Source organism: Weizmannia sp. FSL K6-3076, from assembly GCF_038007245.1.
GTDB classification, from domain to species: domain Bacteria; phylum Bacillota; class Bacilli; order Bacillales; family Bacillaceae_C; genus Weizmannia; species Weizmannia faecalis.
Genome location: NZ_JBBOWU010000001.1, coordinates 162,038 through 176,357, shown reverse-complemented (window position 1 = coordinate 176,357; position 14,320 = coordinate 162,038). Strand labels below are relative to the sequence as shown.

Genomic DNA, 14,320 nt, shown 5'->3' with positions numbered 1-14,320 from the left:
GCCGACCGAATCGGAATCGTTCAGCAAGTGTACGTGATTACGCCCGGCTGCGAAAAACTTCCCGGTTAATCAAATTGGGCGGACATTCTCCAAGCAGCCCTTTCGTGAGATTTTCAACCGCCAGTTTTGCCATTGCATAGCGTGTTTCGTGTGTAGCAGAGCCAACGTGCGGAAGGGTGACGACATTATCCATTTTTAAAAGCGGGTTATCCGGCGAAACAGGTTCCTGTTCATATACATCAAGGCCGGCCGCATAAATGATTTTTTCCTGAAGGGCTTTGACAAGCGCCGCTTCATCTACTGTCTTACCCCTTGAACCATTGACAAAAACGGCCGTTTTCTTCATCATTTTGAATTCCCGTTCCCCGATTAACCGGTGCGTTTCCGGGGTAAGCGGCACCATCAGGCAAATGAAATCCGATTTTTCCAGCAGTTCATCAAGCTCACAGTATACCGCATCATACAGCTGCTCGGCTTCCGGGTCGCGGGAACGGTTATGGTATAAAATGTCCATATCAAAACCGAAATGGGCCCGTTTCGCAATTTTGCTTCCGATTCTGCCCATTCCGATAATGCCAAGCGTTTTATGGTGAATATCAATGCCGTAATGCTCAGTGGAAACAGGCGCTTTCCAATTTCCGTTTTTGACAAGCCGGTCCAGTTCCGTAAATCGCCGCGCCGCTGCAAGCATCAAGCCAAAGATGGTATCCGCTGTTGTTTCATCGAGCACACCCGGCGTATTGGTTGCCATAATCCCCCGCTCTGTTAGCAACGGGATATCGAGATTGTCATATCCGACCGTTATATTGCTGATGATTTTCAAGGCCGGTGCGTGGTCCAGCAATTCTTTTCCTGCCCGGAGCCAGGAACCAAGCAGCCCGTCCGCTTCCGCTAAGTCAGGCAGAAGATCGGAAATATCCTTGCCCCCCGGTATGTAGCGTACTTCAAATGTTTCCTTCAGCTTTTCAATCAAATCCCCAGACAGTTCGCTGTATACCAATACTTTTTTCGCCAACCGAGCCATCCCCCTTTGTTTACGTTATTCTTGTAAAATTATAACAAAGAATAAGGCGAGCGTCCTTTAACCGGGTTTCCGGAATGTGCGATTTTTTGTAATCTCCCGGCCAAAATAGGATAGGATAAGAAAAAGCCAATCCTGGAATCGGGGTGTTGAAGCATGGTATTCCTTATCATTTTGATGATTGTCCTGAATCTGTTTGCTTTTCTCATGCCCAAAAAATTTAGTGGCATTGAAATGCTGTGCACCACCCTGTTTGCCATGTACCTTGAATTAATCGTCAATTTATTTCTGGATCTCAAGTATGATCTTTTTGGATACTTTACAAAAGGAGTCGACTGGAAAGCCCTTTGTTATTTGTTTGGGATTTATCCGGCCATCAATATTACCTTTATCAACTTTTTTCCAAACCGGTTCCGCACCCGGTTCCTCTATATTGCAGGATGGACGATCGTGGCGATGGTTTTTGAGTTTTTGTTCATCATGACGGGTACGTTTTACTACAATGGCTGGAAACCTGTGTATTCTGCTATTGCGTACCCTATCCTCTTTTGCATCCTGGCGTTATTCTATCAGCTTGTTCACCTGCTTTTGCTCAAATATACCCTCAACCGCTAGGCATCCAAAAAAATGGTTAAAGAAACCGCGGCACTGAACGCCCCGGGCTTGTGGCAGCCGCCGTATCTGGCACGGGAAAAGTCTGGCAGGATTTGCTAAAATAGAAAGAAAGTCATTGAGGTGGAGACATTGAAAAACAAAGTTATTTTGCTTGCATCGGATCAGCTTGGAAAAGGAGAACAAGAATTGGGGGAAGGATTGTTGGAAACCTTCTTTACCATCCTGAAACAAAAGGAAGAACTGCCGGCCGCTGTTTTTTGCGTAAACCGCGGTGTGTTTACGTTAACAGAAGGCTCGCTTGTTTCCCTTCAATTGAAAGAATTGGAGGAAAAAGGCGTGGACGTTCTTGCTTGTAAAACCTGTGTGGACTTTTATGGGCTAAACGAAAAACTTACAGCTGGAAAAATCAGCAGCATGGCACAATTTGCAGAATTAGCATCCAAATATGAAGTCCTTACATTATCCTGACCAGGTGGGAAAATCTCATTCGGACTAAAAAATAGAGAAAAAGCCCTGCATCAGGCAGGGCTTTTTCTGTTCTTGCTAAATCCCGGCGATGTCACGTGCGCCTAACCAGCTTCGAAATACCGAGGCCGGTGCACACATTTCTTTTTTTCATTTCATGCAAGAGCAACAGCGGAAAAGTTTTGCGTCTGACAGATTTTTTCCTCACTTTTCCAAAAAGCCGGAAAATCCCGGTGGTGTCAGGTGCGCCCGACCAGCATCGAAATGCCGATGCCGCCGCCGACACAAAGCGAGGCAAGGCCGGTGCGCACATTTCTTTTTTCCATTTCATGTAAAAGTGAAACGAGAATTCTTGCGCCGGATGCCCCGATCGGATGCCCCAGTGCAATCGCCCCGCCGTTAACATTGACTTTTTCCGGATCAAGCCCCAAATCCCTGATAACGGCAAGGCTTTGGGAAGCAAAAGCTTCGTTCAGCTCGATTAAATCCACTTCTTCAAGGGATGCACCAGTCTTTTCAAGCAGCTTTTGAATTGCATAATAAGGGGCATAACCCATGATGGAAGGGTCCACTCCTGCTTCTGCATACCCTTTAATGACCCCGAAATAAGGAATCTTTTTTTCATCCGCAAGTGATTTTTCCATTAAAACAACAGCAGCTGCGCCGTCATTGATCCCCGAAGCATTCCCTGCTGTGACAGTACCGTTTTCGAGAAAAGCGGGTTTCAGCTTCGCGAGCCCATCAAGCGTCGTATCGGGGCGGACATGCTCATCCTCGGAAAACAGCATCTCGCTTCTTCTCTGTTTTACTTTTACCGGCACAATTTCGTCTTTGAAGCGGCCGGTCTTTTGTGCCTGTGCGGCTTTTTGCTGGGATCGAAGCGCAAAACGGTCCTGTTCCTCGCGGGAAATGCCGAATTTTGTCGCCACATTTTCCGCCGTCAAACCCATATGGATGCCTTCAAATGCATCCGTCAGGCCGTCGCGCAGCATGCTGTCTGCCATCGCCATATTGCCAAGCTTATGGCCCCAGCGTGCCTGTTCTGCAAGAAAGGGCGCACGCGACATGTTTTCCGCCCCGCCGGCAACTATTATTTTCGCCTCACCAAGCTGGATCATCTGGGCAGCAAGCAGCACAGCTTTCAATCCAGAGCCGCATACTTCATTCACGGTTACGGCAGGCACTTCATACGGAATGCCGGCTCTGACTGCCATTTGCCGGGCCGGATTTTGACCGAGACCCGCCGACAGAACATTGCCAAAAACGGCATAATCGACCTCCTGTGCAGAAACGCCGGTGCGCCGGATCGCTTCTTCTGCGGCAATCGCACCCAGTTCCACAGCAGATATATCTTTTAAACTGCCGCCGAATTTCCCGATCGGGGTCCGGACGGCGCTGATAATCGCAACTTCATGCATATACGTTTACTCCCTCTCTGTCATTTCCCATCCACAATCCTAGCAACTTGTACTATAATGGGAAGGTGTCCGTGCATCGTGATAAGTTGTATTTCGACACCGTTTATATTAAATTATTTAGGGTTTGCTGAACGAATGAGATTCTGTCAGATACAAGCCAAATTACGGTTAAAAAAATATAAAATAGTGTTGTGTAAAAATTTCAAAAAAAGAACCCTGAGCTTCCGCTCCAGATTCATTATAAGGAATTGAAGGGCTACTACTGTTTCACTGGTCTCCTGAAGGCGTGCTCGAATAAGGCCTAGCCCATACTTGCGCTTGCCTTCGCCAAATTTGCTTTCAACGGCATTACGTTCAGAGGCATCCTGCCTTGCCACGCGTTCTAAGGTTTTGTCTTCCGTTTTGGATGGGCGTCCCAACCTTGGCCCACTCAGACGAATGCCAAGAGATTTGCAGTATGCCAGGTTGTGACGGTTTCGGTAGATTTTATCTGCTAAAATCGCTTCTGGATAAAATCCGAACCGGTTGTAGTAGTTCTCAATAGATTCTCTAAGGGTGATCCCTTCATTGTAATTTTCCCAGTCGAGTTGCTCAATCAAGGCATAGCCATCTACAACGCTAATGGCGACTTTTGAGCCGAATTCCACGTTCGCTTTTGCCTTGCCACGCACAATTGGACGGACATGCGGCTGGGAAATGCTCACAATCCGGTGGTCAATCCGATGTGTTTTCTTTTTGTACATTTCTGCCTGTTGGCGGTAAAGTTCATGAATCACGAGGAGTTGTCGGTATTCATCTTTGCTCAAAAGAGACAGGGAGCTTTGGGAAATGAGATTTCCAATGATCTCCAGATTCCGTTTCACATATCCAAGTTGTTTGCCGACAGCTTTCCGGATTTTCCGGGCTCCAGCTTTGCGTTGCTTAGCGACAGAAAGATAGTCCCTGCGGGCTCTTTTTCTGTAGGTCCTTGGCTTTCGTAATTTTCCTTTGTGCGGTTCATGCAGTACATCAATGATATGCTCCAGTTTCTCACGGGCTTCGTTCAAAAGCCCCAGGTCAGTAGGGTAAGCAATATCAGCCGGTGCACAGGTTGCGTCCAGAATGAGCTTTCCTTTGTTCTTCGTTTTAGGAGAAGCCGATCCAGTTGAATTCTCTTCCGAAGCAGGACCGGAAGGTTGATGATCACCACTACTATGATCGTCATCATCATGGTGATCATCATCGTTGCCATTTTCCTTAGATGCTTCTTCCGATTGGCGTTCTTGTTCTTCCAGAACAATCCATTCATTCAGTTCATTGATGATGTTTGCACCCAAACGTTTTCTAAAACGAGTCATCAGAGAATGATCGAATGGGGCTTTTTCCTGGAATTCAGGCAACCCAATAAAATACTGAAGATACGGGTTTTCCGTGATCTGTTCGACTGTTTCCCGGTCAGATAGCCCAAGCCGTTCTTTGATATAGAGAGCCCCAAGAGCAACTCTGACAGAATAAGCCTTTTCACCTTTGAATTTTTTCTTGAAGGACTTGGCATACTTTTCTTCAGCCTTCCACCAAGGGATTAATTCAGCAAGACGGACCCAGCGATTTTCTTTATTTAATTTTCCACCGAATGGTAGAAAAAAATCTTCTACAAAAGTTAATTGATGTTCGGTCTTTTTGTACATCGTAACGGCCTCCAAGTGCAAGGTTTTTTATACGTTTCCTATAAAATCCTTACACTTTATATTCGACAAAAGTGGCCAAAATCCTTGTCAAATCTGGAATTTTTGTTTATTCAGCAAACCCTATTTAGTACAGTTTCTCAAATTTCAATAACAATTCGTATGTGTCAAGTTTTTCTCGACAAGGTTTAAATATCGGGTATTCCAAGACACTCTTTTTGTACACTTTCGGCTACCGTGCTTTACTTGCTCGGTGTAATTTTCGGAAAAGATGTAATATTTCCGTATAAAGATGGATAACGGGGATGTTGAGGCGCGCGAAATTCACTCGCTTTCCGCGGGCGGCCGGCGAGCCTCCTCGCTCGTACCTCGCTGCGGGGTCTCTCCTGGCTCGCTTTTCCCGCAGGAGTCTCGTAAATTTCGCGCGCCTCAACGATCAGTCCCCACTGAGCCAGGCTTAAAACGAAAGCTCTAATATTTTGCTTAAATGTCCCATTGCCGATGAACTGCTTGAATGCAGGGCAACTGATCCGTGCTTTACGCCCACTGACGGGCGTACAGGCTGCTTGAGTAGTTGAGACATCCTGATGGATTGTTTCAAGTTCCGTTGCTTTCTCTCGCTTCTTGAACGGTGTTTCAGATAGGCTTCTCTCAATGTCCCATTGAGTATGCCTTGTTTGATTTTCACCATGGCTTCTGCGCCAAGTTCACTCCAATGCATGCCCCTTTTTTTCATCCTGAAGGAGATATGCCTTTGATTCGATTCCATCGCTCCTAGGCCTCTCGCACCTTCCGGCACGTTTTTCACCCTGTCCCTCCAGTCAAAAATGCGGTCCCAGTTTTTCAAGATATACGAACGGAATTCCTTGATTTTCTTGAGGGCCTTTTTATCCGTCAAGGTGCTTTCGTGCGTATCCAAATATAACGTGAATTGGTCCAGGTCATGCGTTCTAATCGCTTTTCTAATTTGCTCCTTGATCTCGCTCTTTCCGCCCCCAAATGTCCTTATGATGGCTTGTGCAACGTGGTAGGTATCCAGCTGGTTGAGCACCGGAAATTCCGACTGTGAGAATGCTGTTTGAAACCGTTCAGCTGTGTACCCAGCACCTCCATCACTGTTTGTAATGACTTGCGCTTTTTCGAGGGAATAGGTGTTGGCAGCTGTGGCTTGGACTTCATCCCAAAATGTCTGAATGTCTTCCGTCGTCATGATGACTGTGGGCTGACGCAGGGAGACCCTTTTTCCATTGGTTTCCCATCCCTCATAGAGAATGGCGTGGTGGACTTCCATACTCTGTTTCTTTTTTAGTCCCCGAACGAATACACCATCTGCTTCAGAAAACAGGTAGTCTACCTTCTTCCCCTCAGGCAGGGAAACAGCTATTTCTAGCTCTTCTACAAGTGCCTTATCGGCTTCCGCCTGAGTTTTCCCTACGTGTTTTACCATGTTCCCTACAGTTGTGTGACTAAGACTCACTGCTGTCCACTCTTTTAAAATATCAGCTACTTCCCGATAGGTGTTCTCACTTGCCAACTCTGCCACCTTTAATTCCACTAACGGGCTGTATCGTTGGTGTGGTACCAGCCCTAACCATTCATCCAGAGGATAATGGGAATTTCCTCTCTTGTCATGCATTAATGAGCGTTTAAAGGTCACACTTCCAAATAGAAACTGAATGTTTCTGTTATCACTCCGGCAGTACACCCAGCCCTCCTCTAACTTCTCCTGTTTAATTATTTTATCTAACTCTTCAAATATTTCCCCAACCCATTGTGTAAAAGCCTTCTGCATCAGAAGTTTAAGCTGTTCTTCAAATTCGATAAGACTCTTTGTATCCTTTAATAATCCAGCAATTATTGATATAATATCCATGGGAAGACCTCTCTCTCTAGATGTTCATCTTGAAGTGTACAATTAGATGATAGAGCGTCTTCCCATTTTTTTCCACTCATTTGCCCCTTCGAGTAAAATTTTACACATACTAACAATTCCTGTAAAAAAGGTGTGAATAGCAGTTGCAAATCGGAATAGACAAGATCGGGTTTTATACCCCGCATTTATATGTTGACATGGAAAAACTGGCACTTGCCCGGAATGAGGACCCTGGAAAATTTTTAATCGGAATCGGCCAGGAAAAAATGGCCGTCGCCCCGGTGACCCAGGATGCGGTGACGCTCGCAGCCAATGCGGCGCTCGAAATTTTAACAGACGAAGATAAAGAAAAGATCGATTTTGTTATTTTCGGCACGGAATCCGGCGTCGACCACTCGAAGGCAGCTGCAATTTATGTGCACCGCCTGCTCGGTTTAAAACCGGAAGTGCGGGCCGTTGAAGTGAAAGAAGCATGCTTCGGTGCTACGGCAGGGCTGCAAATGGCAAGAGGGCATATCGCCCTGCATCCGGAAAGCAAAGTGCTCGTGCTCGGGTCCGATATTTCAAGATACGGATTGAATACTTCAGGAGAGGTTACCCAAGGGGCGGGCGCCGTCGCTATGGTCGTAAGCGCCCATCCGAAAATTCTTGCGATTGAAGAACCGAGTGTGTATCATACGGAAGACATCATGGACTTTTGGCGGCCGGTCTATTCGGATTCCGCTTATGTGGATGGCAAGTTTTCCAATGAAAAATACATCAGTTTCTTCCAAAATGTCTGGAAGCAGTACAGAGAAAAAACCGGCTTTACGCTAAGTGATTTCAAAGCCATTTGCTTCCATATGCCGTATACAAAAATGGGCTTAAAAGCGCTGAGAACGGTGTTGGATGAAACGGATGAAGACGGGCGCGAAAGACTCCTGGCCCATTATGAAACAAGCAAAAGTTATAACAAAATAGTCGGGAACATTTATACCGGCGCTTTGTATTTGAGCCTGCTTTCCCTGCTCGAACAAAATACAAATATAGAAGCAGGTGCGAGGATCGGCCTGTACAGCTACGGTTCCGGCGCAGTCGGGGAATTTTTCTCAGGGATCCTGCAGCCGGGCTACCGTAAAGCCTTGCAGCCGGCCCGCCATCAGCAAATGCTCGAGGCACGAAAAGAAATTAGCGTTGCCGAATACGAAGCCATTTTTACCACATCGCTTCCAAACGACGGGTCGGCCGTTACCTTGCCGGTGAACGAGGATCCGGCCACCGTTTGCCTTGCCGGAATCGAAGGGCACAAGCGGCAATACGTTAATAAAAACAATCGAGTAGGAGGCTAATCATTATTTGATTAGCCGACCTCTCACACCACCGTGCGTACGGTTCCGTACACGGCGGTTCTAAAGTTTACGACCGTACAGACAGATAATAATCCAGAAAACTTATATATCTTGCTCTTCGGAAGAGTTCGTTTGTAAGGGTTCTGGCTAATATATGGCTGCCGGAGATTCTCCAGTAGCCTTTTCTTGTGTTAGCCCATTCCCACGCCTTTCTTTTATTGATCCCTAATTTCACGAGCCAATAAAATCTTGTGCGTACTCTCTTCCATCTTTTCCAAGTTACCATTCGCATTCTTCTTCGTGTCCATTGATCCAGTCTGGTTACCAGACTTTTCATATCCGCTAGCTTGTAGTAATTTACCCATCCTCGGACAGTGTCGTTTAGCCTTTTCTTTCTTTCCTCTACGCTTAATCCGTTGCTTCTTCCTGTGATTCTGCGAATTTTCTCCTTTAATTTTTGAACACCCTTCGGGTGTACCCGGAATTTGCATTTTCCTTCATAAAGGTAGAATCCATAACTCAGGAACTTGATGTTTCTAATATGTGTGATCATCGTCTTCTCTCGATTCACTTTGAGTCGCAATTTCCTCTCAATGAATGGGAGAATGTTATGGTATGTTCTTTCGCAGCTTCTTCGGCTCTTACAGAATATGATCACATCATCAGCGTAACGGACAAATCGGTGATTTCTTGCTTCCATTTCTTTATCCAATTCGTTTAACATTACATTGGCAAGAAGCGGACTTAGTGGTCCTCCTTGTGGAACACCGAAATCATTTGTTGTCCTTATTCCTTTGATCATAACACCTGCATTTAGGAATTTATGGATTAAGGAGATTACACGTCCGTCGTGAATTGTTTCACTCAATATCTGGATAAGCTTACTATGGTTTACCGTGTCAAAGTACTGTTCTAAGTCCAGGTCTACTACATACTGGTATCCTTCATTTACATTCTTTTGGCACTTGAGAAGTGCCTGATGTGTACTTCTATGTGGTCGGAAACCGTAGCTATTGTCTGAGAACTTTCTTTCATATATAGGGACTAGGACCTGCGAAATGGCTTGTTGGATGACTCGGTCTACTACCGTTGGTATTCCAAGTTTCCTTGTTTTCCCGTTGTCTTTTGGAATTTCTACCCTTCTAACGGGTTGGGGCTTGTATGTCCCATTTCGAATGGAGAGGACGAGTTCCCTCTGATGTTCAGTTAGGTATGCCAAAAGTTCACCTGTTTTCATTCCATCGACACCGCCCGCACCTTTGTTTTTCTTTACCTTTTTATAGGCACGGTGCAGGTTATTACTTGAAAGGATTCGTTCGAGCATCCATTCGTTCTGTCTGTTGGTGTTAGTGGTGTTGTTTTCAGTTATCCTCTTGAAACTATGCCCTCTGCCATATCCTTCCTGTTCCGCAGTATCTTTTTGACAGCAGGTTTCTTCCTGTTTTCTGCATTTGTTCGTTTCTTCGGTAACTTTCATTGACTTCCACTTCCTTTAGTTCAGCCCTTCCTTCGATGCTCCAGGCATCTCCGTACTATGGCTTCTGCTGACTTCTCACGGCAAATCTTGTTTCAACCAGGTTTCATACTCTGTTTCCACCTGTCCATGAGACCTCCCGTGGTAAGGTGATTCACTTTCATTCCATGTACCCGCACCATTTACGTTTCCACATCCGGATAGCTTTTGGGCTTTGACTTGTTCAGCAGCCTTACCCTGTGAGAGTACGCCTAATGATGTTCGTGTTCCTCGGGTCAGAATTTTGCCTCCAGCTTCCTTCAGATTCCATCTCACGATGGACACCCTTGCTCTTGGCTAATGGTTGGTCGCTATCTACCCCCATAGCGGACTTACACCGCCTAGCGAATCGCCATGCACGGCGCACTGTAAAAACGAAAGGCATGCTTAAAGCGTGCCTTTCGTTTTTACAAAAGGAAGCGCAGGCCACTTTTCAAAAACGGAGAGTTGCACTGTAAGCCCGGATCCCAGTGGTTCATCCTGCTTTAGGAAAACCTGCCTGCCAGAAGCCGCTTAAAAGCTAAAGCTCCAAAAAACAAAAAAACGGTGGGACATCACCATAATCGTGTCTCACCGTTTTTTTCCTATATTTTGTTCAGTGCCTCGGTATTCTGTAAGCCCGAAATAAAAAAATAAACGTACCTTCACGGTACGTACTACAAATAACCGTAAAACCATGATTTTTTAATCAGATTTACGGTTATTTTACACATTCTGCTTGGATCGTTTTTGACCAAGGCAAATAGTTGTTTATAATTTCTGGGTTTCTATGAATATCTAAATTTGGTAGGTCTCTCAGTAACTTCACTAGATACTGGTAGAAATCTACTCCATTCGCTTTAGCTGTTTCTGCGATACTTAGACAGATTGCGTTTGCTTTCGCACCAGCTTCACTTACGGAAAATAACCAATTTTTTCGACCAATTACATTCGGACGGATGGCATTCTCAGCGGGATTGTTATCAATTTCTATTCGTCCATCATCCAAGAATGCTTTTAGTCCATTCGCTCGATTTAGCGTGTATTCAGCAGCTTTAGCGAGCGCATTTTTTCCGTAGAATGGTGAGTTTTCAACCCAGGCAAGAAATTCATCAACTAACGGTTTCGAGTGCTTTTGGCGTTTTTTTCTTCGTTTACTTGGGGATAAGTGTTTAAATTCCCTTTCAAGACGAAATAATTCATCGCAATATTTTACACCAATTCGTCCGTTTTTACTGTCTGCTTTTAACCAATAACGTCTTACATGGGCCCAGCAATTAGCGAAGGTAATCCCGTCAATTTTGTCATAGGCTGAATACCCATCACAGACAATCGTTCCCGAATAATCTTCAATGAATCCTTCAAGAACGGATCGTGATCGTGATAATGAGCTGTGAAACAGAACGATAGCCGGACCTTGACAGGGCACACTTCGAAAAACCCAGTTATAAGCATTAGATTGGCCAGATTTTCCATCCGACCGATTGATAATTTGTCCATAAGTCTCATCGACGTGTAAAATGGACTTCTCCAACATTATATTCTTCATTCGCTCATATACGGGCAAAAGCCAGTCATGTGATGCTCGAATAACCCAATTAGAAAGGTTTTTATCATTCGTATTCAAGCCATAACGTTCCCACTCCTTTACCTGCCGGTAAAGGGGCAAGTATTGCACAAATTTATCATAAATTACTTTGGCAAGTACACTCGGACCAGCAATGCTTCGTTGAATCGGAGGTTGAGGTGATTTGCCACGTTTAATTTGGGCCTTTTGAGATAAATCCGCTTTGCAGTTTTTACATTCATATGCATGTTCAATATGTTGAACTTTTTCCATTCTTGCAGGTATAAATTCAGCCTCTTCACGTACGATTGTCGTACCTATTTCAGTCATTTGGCATTGACAACAATCACAAATCGTATTTTCCGGATGATAATGAATGGCCTTTACTTCAACATTTTCATGTAATGAATCATTTCGTTTTTTATTTTGAACTTTGCGTACAACAGTATAAGAAATCGTCTGTTGGCTTTGTTCTTCTGTGTGCTCAGAATCATTAAAAGACGGGTCATCGTCAAATAATGATATTTGTCCATCAAGTGTATTGTATTTAGATTTCTCTGTTTTCGATCCATATAAAAGTTTTGTTAAATAGCGAACTTGCTCAGTTAGTGATTTAATCTGTTTGGACAATGCTTCATTCTGTTGATTAGAATGAGCCAATTGTTCTTTAAGAAGTCGAATTAATTTCTCGTTTTGATTCTGATTATTAGATGAAGCATTAACCAAAAGATTCACCACCATTCATTCAAATAAGATAGTTCTAATATAGCATTTTAAGCATAGTAAATACAGCTTTAAATCAACTTTTTGATAGATTTAAAATTGCCCTTTTTGAGAAGGTTGAATAGCTTTTGGCTGCTGAATGGATAATCCTTCTAATAACCAGCGGAGTTCTTGTTGTGACAGATTTCGTACTTCCTTTTCGTTTCTTAGCCATTGAAGTTTTCCATTATCTAATCGCTTATAAAGCATGGCGAAGCCGTCACCGTCAAAATATAAACATTTATAACGATCTTTACTCCATCCAGAAAATAAGAAAATGGAATCACCATAAGGATCCAGTTCAAAGGAATCTTGAATGAGTGTTGCTAATCCATCTATTCCTTTTCTCATATCCGTTTTTCCACAAATGATATAGATATTTTTTACACTCGAATAATCGTGTCTCATAAATCTTTCAACTCCCTCATGATCGTTTGAATGATGTGCTCATCTATACCGTTGAAAAAGGAGATTTCAACTTTTCCAAACTTAATCGTACAAGTTGAATTTGAAGAGGAAACAGTTGGTTTTATGTTCGAAATATTTTCTGTATCGGAATGTAATGTTACGGGGACAATTGTTAATTTTTGTTCTGGCATATGAAAAGCACCTCCTTTGATTGATATGTCAATTTTAACAAGAGGTGCTGTTGATTTATATGCGTTGTTTGAATGGGGGCTTACGGTATTCTTGGCGCCGTTTTTCATACCCGCGTGTTTTTTCCCTATATCTTGTTCAGTGCCCCGCCTGTCATCCTCTGATTTCTTTTAAAATTTCCTTTGCCGTAGCAAGATCAATGGTCCCGCTTTGTTTTAGTTTTTCTGCAACCCGGTCAATTTCGCTTCCGGAGGCACCTGCTGTGATAGCGAGCGATTTGGCGTGCAGTGCCATATGCCCTTTTTGAATGCCGTCTGTTACAAGGGCTTTGATGGCGGAAAAGTTCTGGCCAAGCCCAGCGGAGACAATGATCGATTCCAGTTCTTTTGCATTTTGGTAACCCAGCAACCGCTTGCTGAAACCGGCAGCAGGGTGGATGCTGATCTGGCCGCCGACTGTCCCGACCGGAAGCGGAAGGGTGAGGCTGCCAAGCAGGTCTCCGTTTTCTGCTTTGCTCCAAGTAGAAAGGGAACGATACTTGCCGGACCTTGCTGCATAGGCATGGGCGCCCGCTTCAATCGCGCGCCAGTCGTTCCCAGTTGCGATCACAACGGCATCAACGCCGTTCATAATGCCTTTGTTATGCGTTGCAGCCCGGTAAGGATCCGCGTATGCAAATTGGGCGGCTTCAATGATCCGGTCGCGGACTTCTTCACCGGACATGCCGTTTTTTTCAAGCAATGACACGGGAATCCGGCATTCGGCCGTTGCCAGGCACTCAGTGGCATAATTGGAGAGAATGCCCATTAATGCTCGTCCTCCTGTCCACTCTTCCAAATGCGGTTTGATCGCCTCCGCCATGGTATCGATGATATTCGCACCCATTGCTTCCAGCGTATTAATATGGAGATGGACAACAAAAAAAGCAGGCGTGCCGGCTTTTTCATCAGCCGGGATCAGGCGGACTTCCAATTTCCGGGCCCCGCCGCCCCGCTTCACAATCGAAGGCTTGGCCTCATTTGCCGTTTGCAAAAGATCTTCCTCATGGGCCATCACCACCGTTTTCGCACGGATCGGATCCGGAACGTCCATTAACGCCACCTGCCCGATCATCATACGGCTTCTCACTGTCGTTCGGAAACCGCCTGCCTTGTTGATGATTTTTGCCGCCGAACTTGCCGCCGCCACAACAGAAGGCTCCTCAATCGCCATCGGGACGACATACTCTTTTCCGTCAATCAGAAAGTTCAATGCCGTACCATATGGCAATTCATATTTGGCAATCTGGTTTTCAATCATATGGTCCGCCGTTTCATCCGGCAGCATAAGCCCTTTTTCAAGCAGCGCGGCATCTTCGGCTGAAATGGCCTTCGCCTGTTCCAGTGCCTGAATTCTTTCAAGCCGATTCTTTTCGTAAAATTTATGCAAAGGTTGCTTGTCCATGTTTTCCGTTGCCAAAAACTTATAAAAACCTATAAGCATTTGTTTAATTCCTTCTTCATCGTGTCCGATTTTGCC

General features: G+C 44.9%; 12 protein-coding genes. 3 read left to right on the top strand and 9 right to left on the bottom strand.

Features of this window, described 5'->3' with window-relative positions:
* Positions 1–37: 37 nt before the first annotated feature.
* Positions 38–1,015: a 2-hydroxyacid dehydrogenase gene (locus tag NSS95_RS00910; RefSeq protein WP_014096411.1), complete on the bottom strand. Its 978-nt coding sequence runs from the start codon at positions 1,013–1,015 to the stop codon at positions 38–40.
* 162 nt (positions 1,016–1,177) lie between these two features.
* On the opposite strand from NSS95_RS00910, the gene NSS95_RS00905 reads away from it, so the two are divergent.
* Positions 1,178–1,636, top strand: coding sequence for a CBO0543 family protein (locus tag NSS95_RS00905; protein ID WP_014096412.1), 459 nt, complete (start codon positions 1,178–1,180; stop codon positions 1,634–1,636).
* 129 nt (positions 1,637–1,765) lie between these two features.
* Positions 1,766–2,104, top strand: coding sequence for a DsrE family protein (locus tag NSS95_RS00900; protein ID WP_014096413.1), 339 nt, complete (start codon positions 1,766–1,768; stop codon positions 2,102–2,104).
* A 236-nt stretch (positions 2,105–2,340) separates the two neighbouring features.
* On the opposite strand, the gene NSS95_RS00895 is transcribed toward NSS95_RS00900, so the two are convergent.
* The 3 genes from NSS95_RS00895 to NSS95_RS00885 all read right to left on the bottom strand — a co-directional run bounded on the left by NSS95_RS00895 (position 2,341) and on the right by NSS95_RS00885 (position 7,056).
* A complete protein-coding gene (locus NSS95_RS00895) occupies positions 2,341–3,519 on the bottom strand; it encodes an acetyl-CoA C-acetyltransferase (RefSeq protein ID WP_014096414.1) in 1,179 nt (392 codons plus the stop codon).
* Between the two features lie 146 nt (positions 3,520–3,665).
* On the bottom strand, positions 3,666–5,186 hold the full coding sequence (locus NSS95_RS00890) for an IS5-like element ISBco3 family transposase (RefSeq protein WP_046722045.1): 1,521 nt from the start codon (positions 5,184–5,186) through the stop codon (positions 3,666–3,668).
* Between the two features lie 454 nt (positions 5,187–5,640).
* Entirely contained in the window at positions 5,641–7,056 is a 1,416-nt protein-coding gene (locus NSS95_RS00885; RefSeq protein ID WP_048339805.1) for an ISLre2-like element ISBco6 family transposase, read from the bottom strand.
* 143 nt (positions 7,057–7,199) lie between these two features.
* On the opposite strand from NSS95_RS00885, the gene NSS95_RS00880 reads away from it, so the two are divergent.
* Positions 7,200–8,384: a hydroxymethylglutaryl-CoA synthase gene (locus NSS95_RS00880; protein WP_017552043.1), complete on the top strand. Its 1,185-nt coding sequence runs from the start codon at positions 7,200–7,202 to the stop codon at positions 8,382–8,384.
* A gap of 67 nt (positions 8,385–8,451) precedes the next feature.
* On the opposite strand, the gene ltrA is transcribed toward NSS95_RS00880, so the two are convergent.
* The 5 genes from ltrA to NSS95_RS00855 form a co-directional block, all read right to left on the bottom strand.
* Positions 8,452–9,861, bottom strand: a complete 1,410-nt coding sequence (gene ltrA / locus NSS95_RS00875; RefSeq protein ID WP_017552042.1) for a group II intron reverse transcriptase/maturase — start codon at positions 9,859–9,861, stop codon at positions 8,452–8,454.
* Positions 9,862–10,597: 736 nt separating this feature from the next.
* On the bottom strand, positions 10,598–12,169 hold the full coding sequence (gene tnpC, locus NSS95_RS00870; RefSeq protein ID WP_429890911.1) for an IS66 family transposase: 1,572 nt from the start codon (positions 12,167–12,169) through the stop codon (positions 10,598–10,600).
* A gap of 90 nt (positions 12,170–12,259) precedes the next feature.
* Positions 12,260–12,613: an IS66 family insertion sequence element accessory protein TnpB gene (gene tnpB / locus NSS95_RS00865; RefSeq protein WP_328229421.1), complete on the bottom strand. Its 354-nt coding sequence runs from the start codon at positions 12,611–12,613 to the stop codon at positions 12,260–12,262.
* On the bottom strand, positions 12,610–12,804 hold the full coding sequence (locus NSS95_RS00860; RefSeq protein WP_041846703.1) for a hypothetical protein: 195 nt from the start codon (positions 12,802–12,804) through the stop codon (positions 12,610–12,612). Before NSS95_RS00860 ends, tnpB begins: the two co-directional genes overlap by 4 nt.
* A gap of 151 nt (positions 12,805–12,955) precedes the next feature.
* A complete protein-coding gene (locus NSS95_RS00855; protein ID WP_110134280.1) occupies positions 12,956–14,245 on the bottom strand; it encodes a hydroxymethylglutaryl-CoA reductase, degradative in 1,290 nt (429 codons plus the stop codon).
* Positions 14,246–14,320: the final 75 nt, after the last annotated feature.

What these genes read in the sequence shown, in the direction of transcription:
- tnpB (WP_328229421.1), bottom strand. Translation starts at nt 12,613, where the DNA reads ATGAGACACGATTATTCGAGTGTAAAAAATATCTATATCATTTGTGGA.
- NSS95_RS00890 (WP_046722045.1), bottom strand. Translation starts at nt 5,186, where the DNA reads ATGTACAAAAAGACCGAACATCAATTAACTTTTGTAGAAGATTTTTTT.
- NSS95_RS00885 (WP_048339805.1), bottom strand. Translation starts at nt 7,056, where the DNA reads ATGGATATTATATCAATAATTGCTGGATTATTAAAGGATACAAAGAGT.
- NSS95_RS00860 (WP_041846703.1), bottom strand. Translation starts at nt 12,804, where the DNA reads ATGCCAGAACAAAAATTAACAATTGTCCCCGTAACATTACATTCCGAT.
- NSS95_RS00905 (WP_014096412.1), top strand. Translation starts at nt 1,178, where the DNA reads ATGGTATTCCTTATCATTTTGATGATTGTCCTGAATCTGTTTGCTTTT.
- NSS95_RS00895 (WP_014096414.1), bottom strand. Translation starts at nt 3,519, where the DNA reads ATGCATGAAGTTGCGATTATCAGCGCCGTCCGGACCCCGATCGGGAAA.
- NSS95_RS00855 (WP_110134280.1), bottom strand. Translation starts at nt 14,245, where the DNA reads ATGGACAAGCAACCTTTGCATAAATTTTACGAAAAGAATCGGCTTGAA.
- ltrA (WP_017552042.1), bottom strand. Translation starts at nt 9,861, where the DNA reads ATGAAAGTTACCGAAGAAACGAACAAATGCAGAAAACAGGAAGAAACC.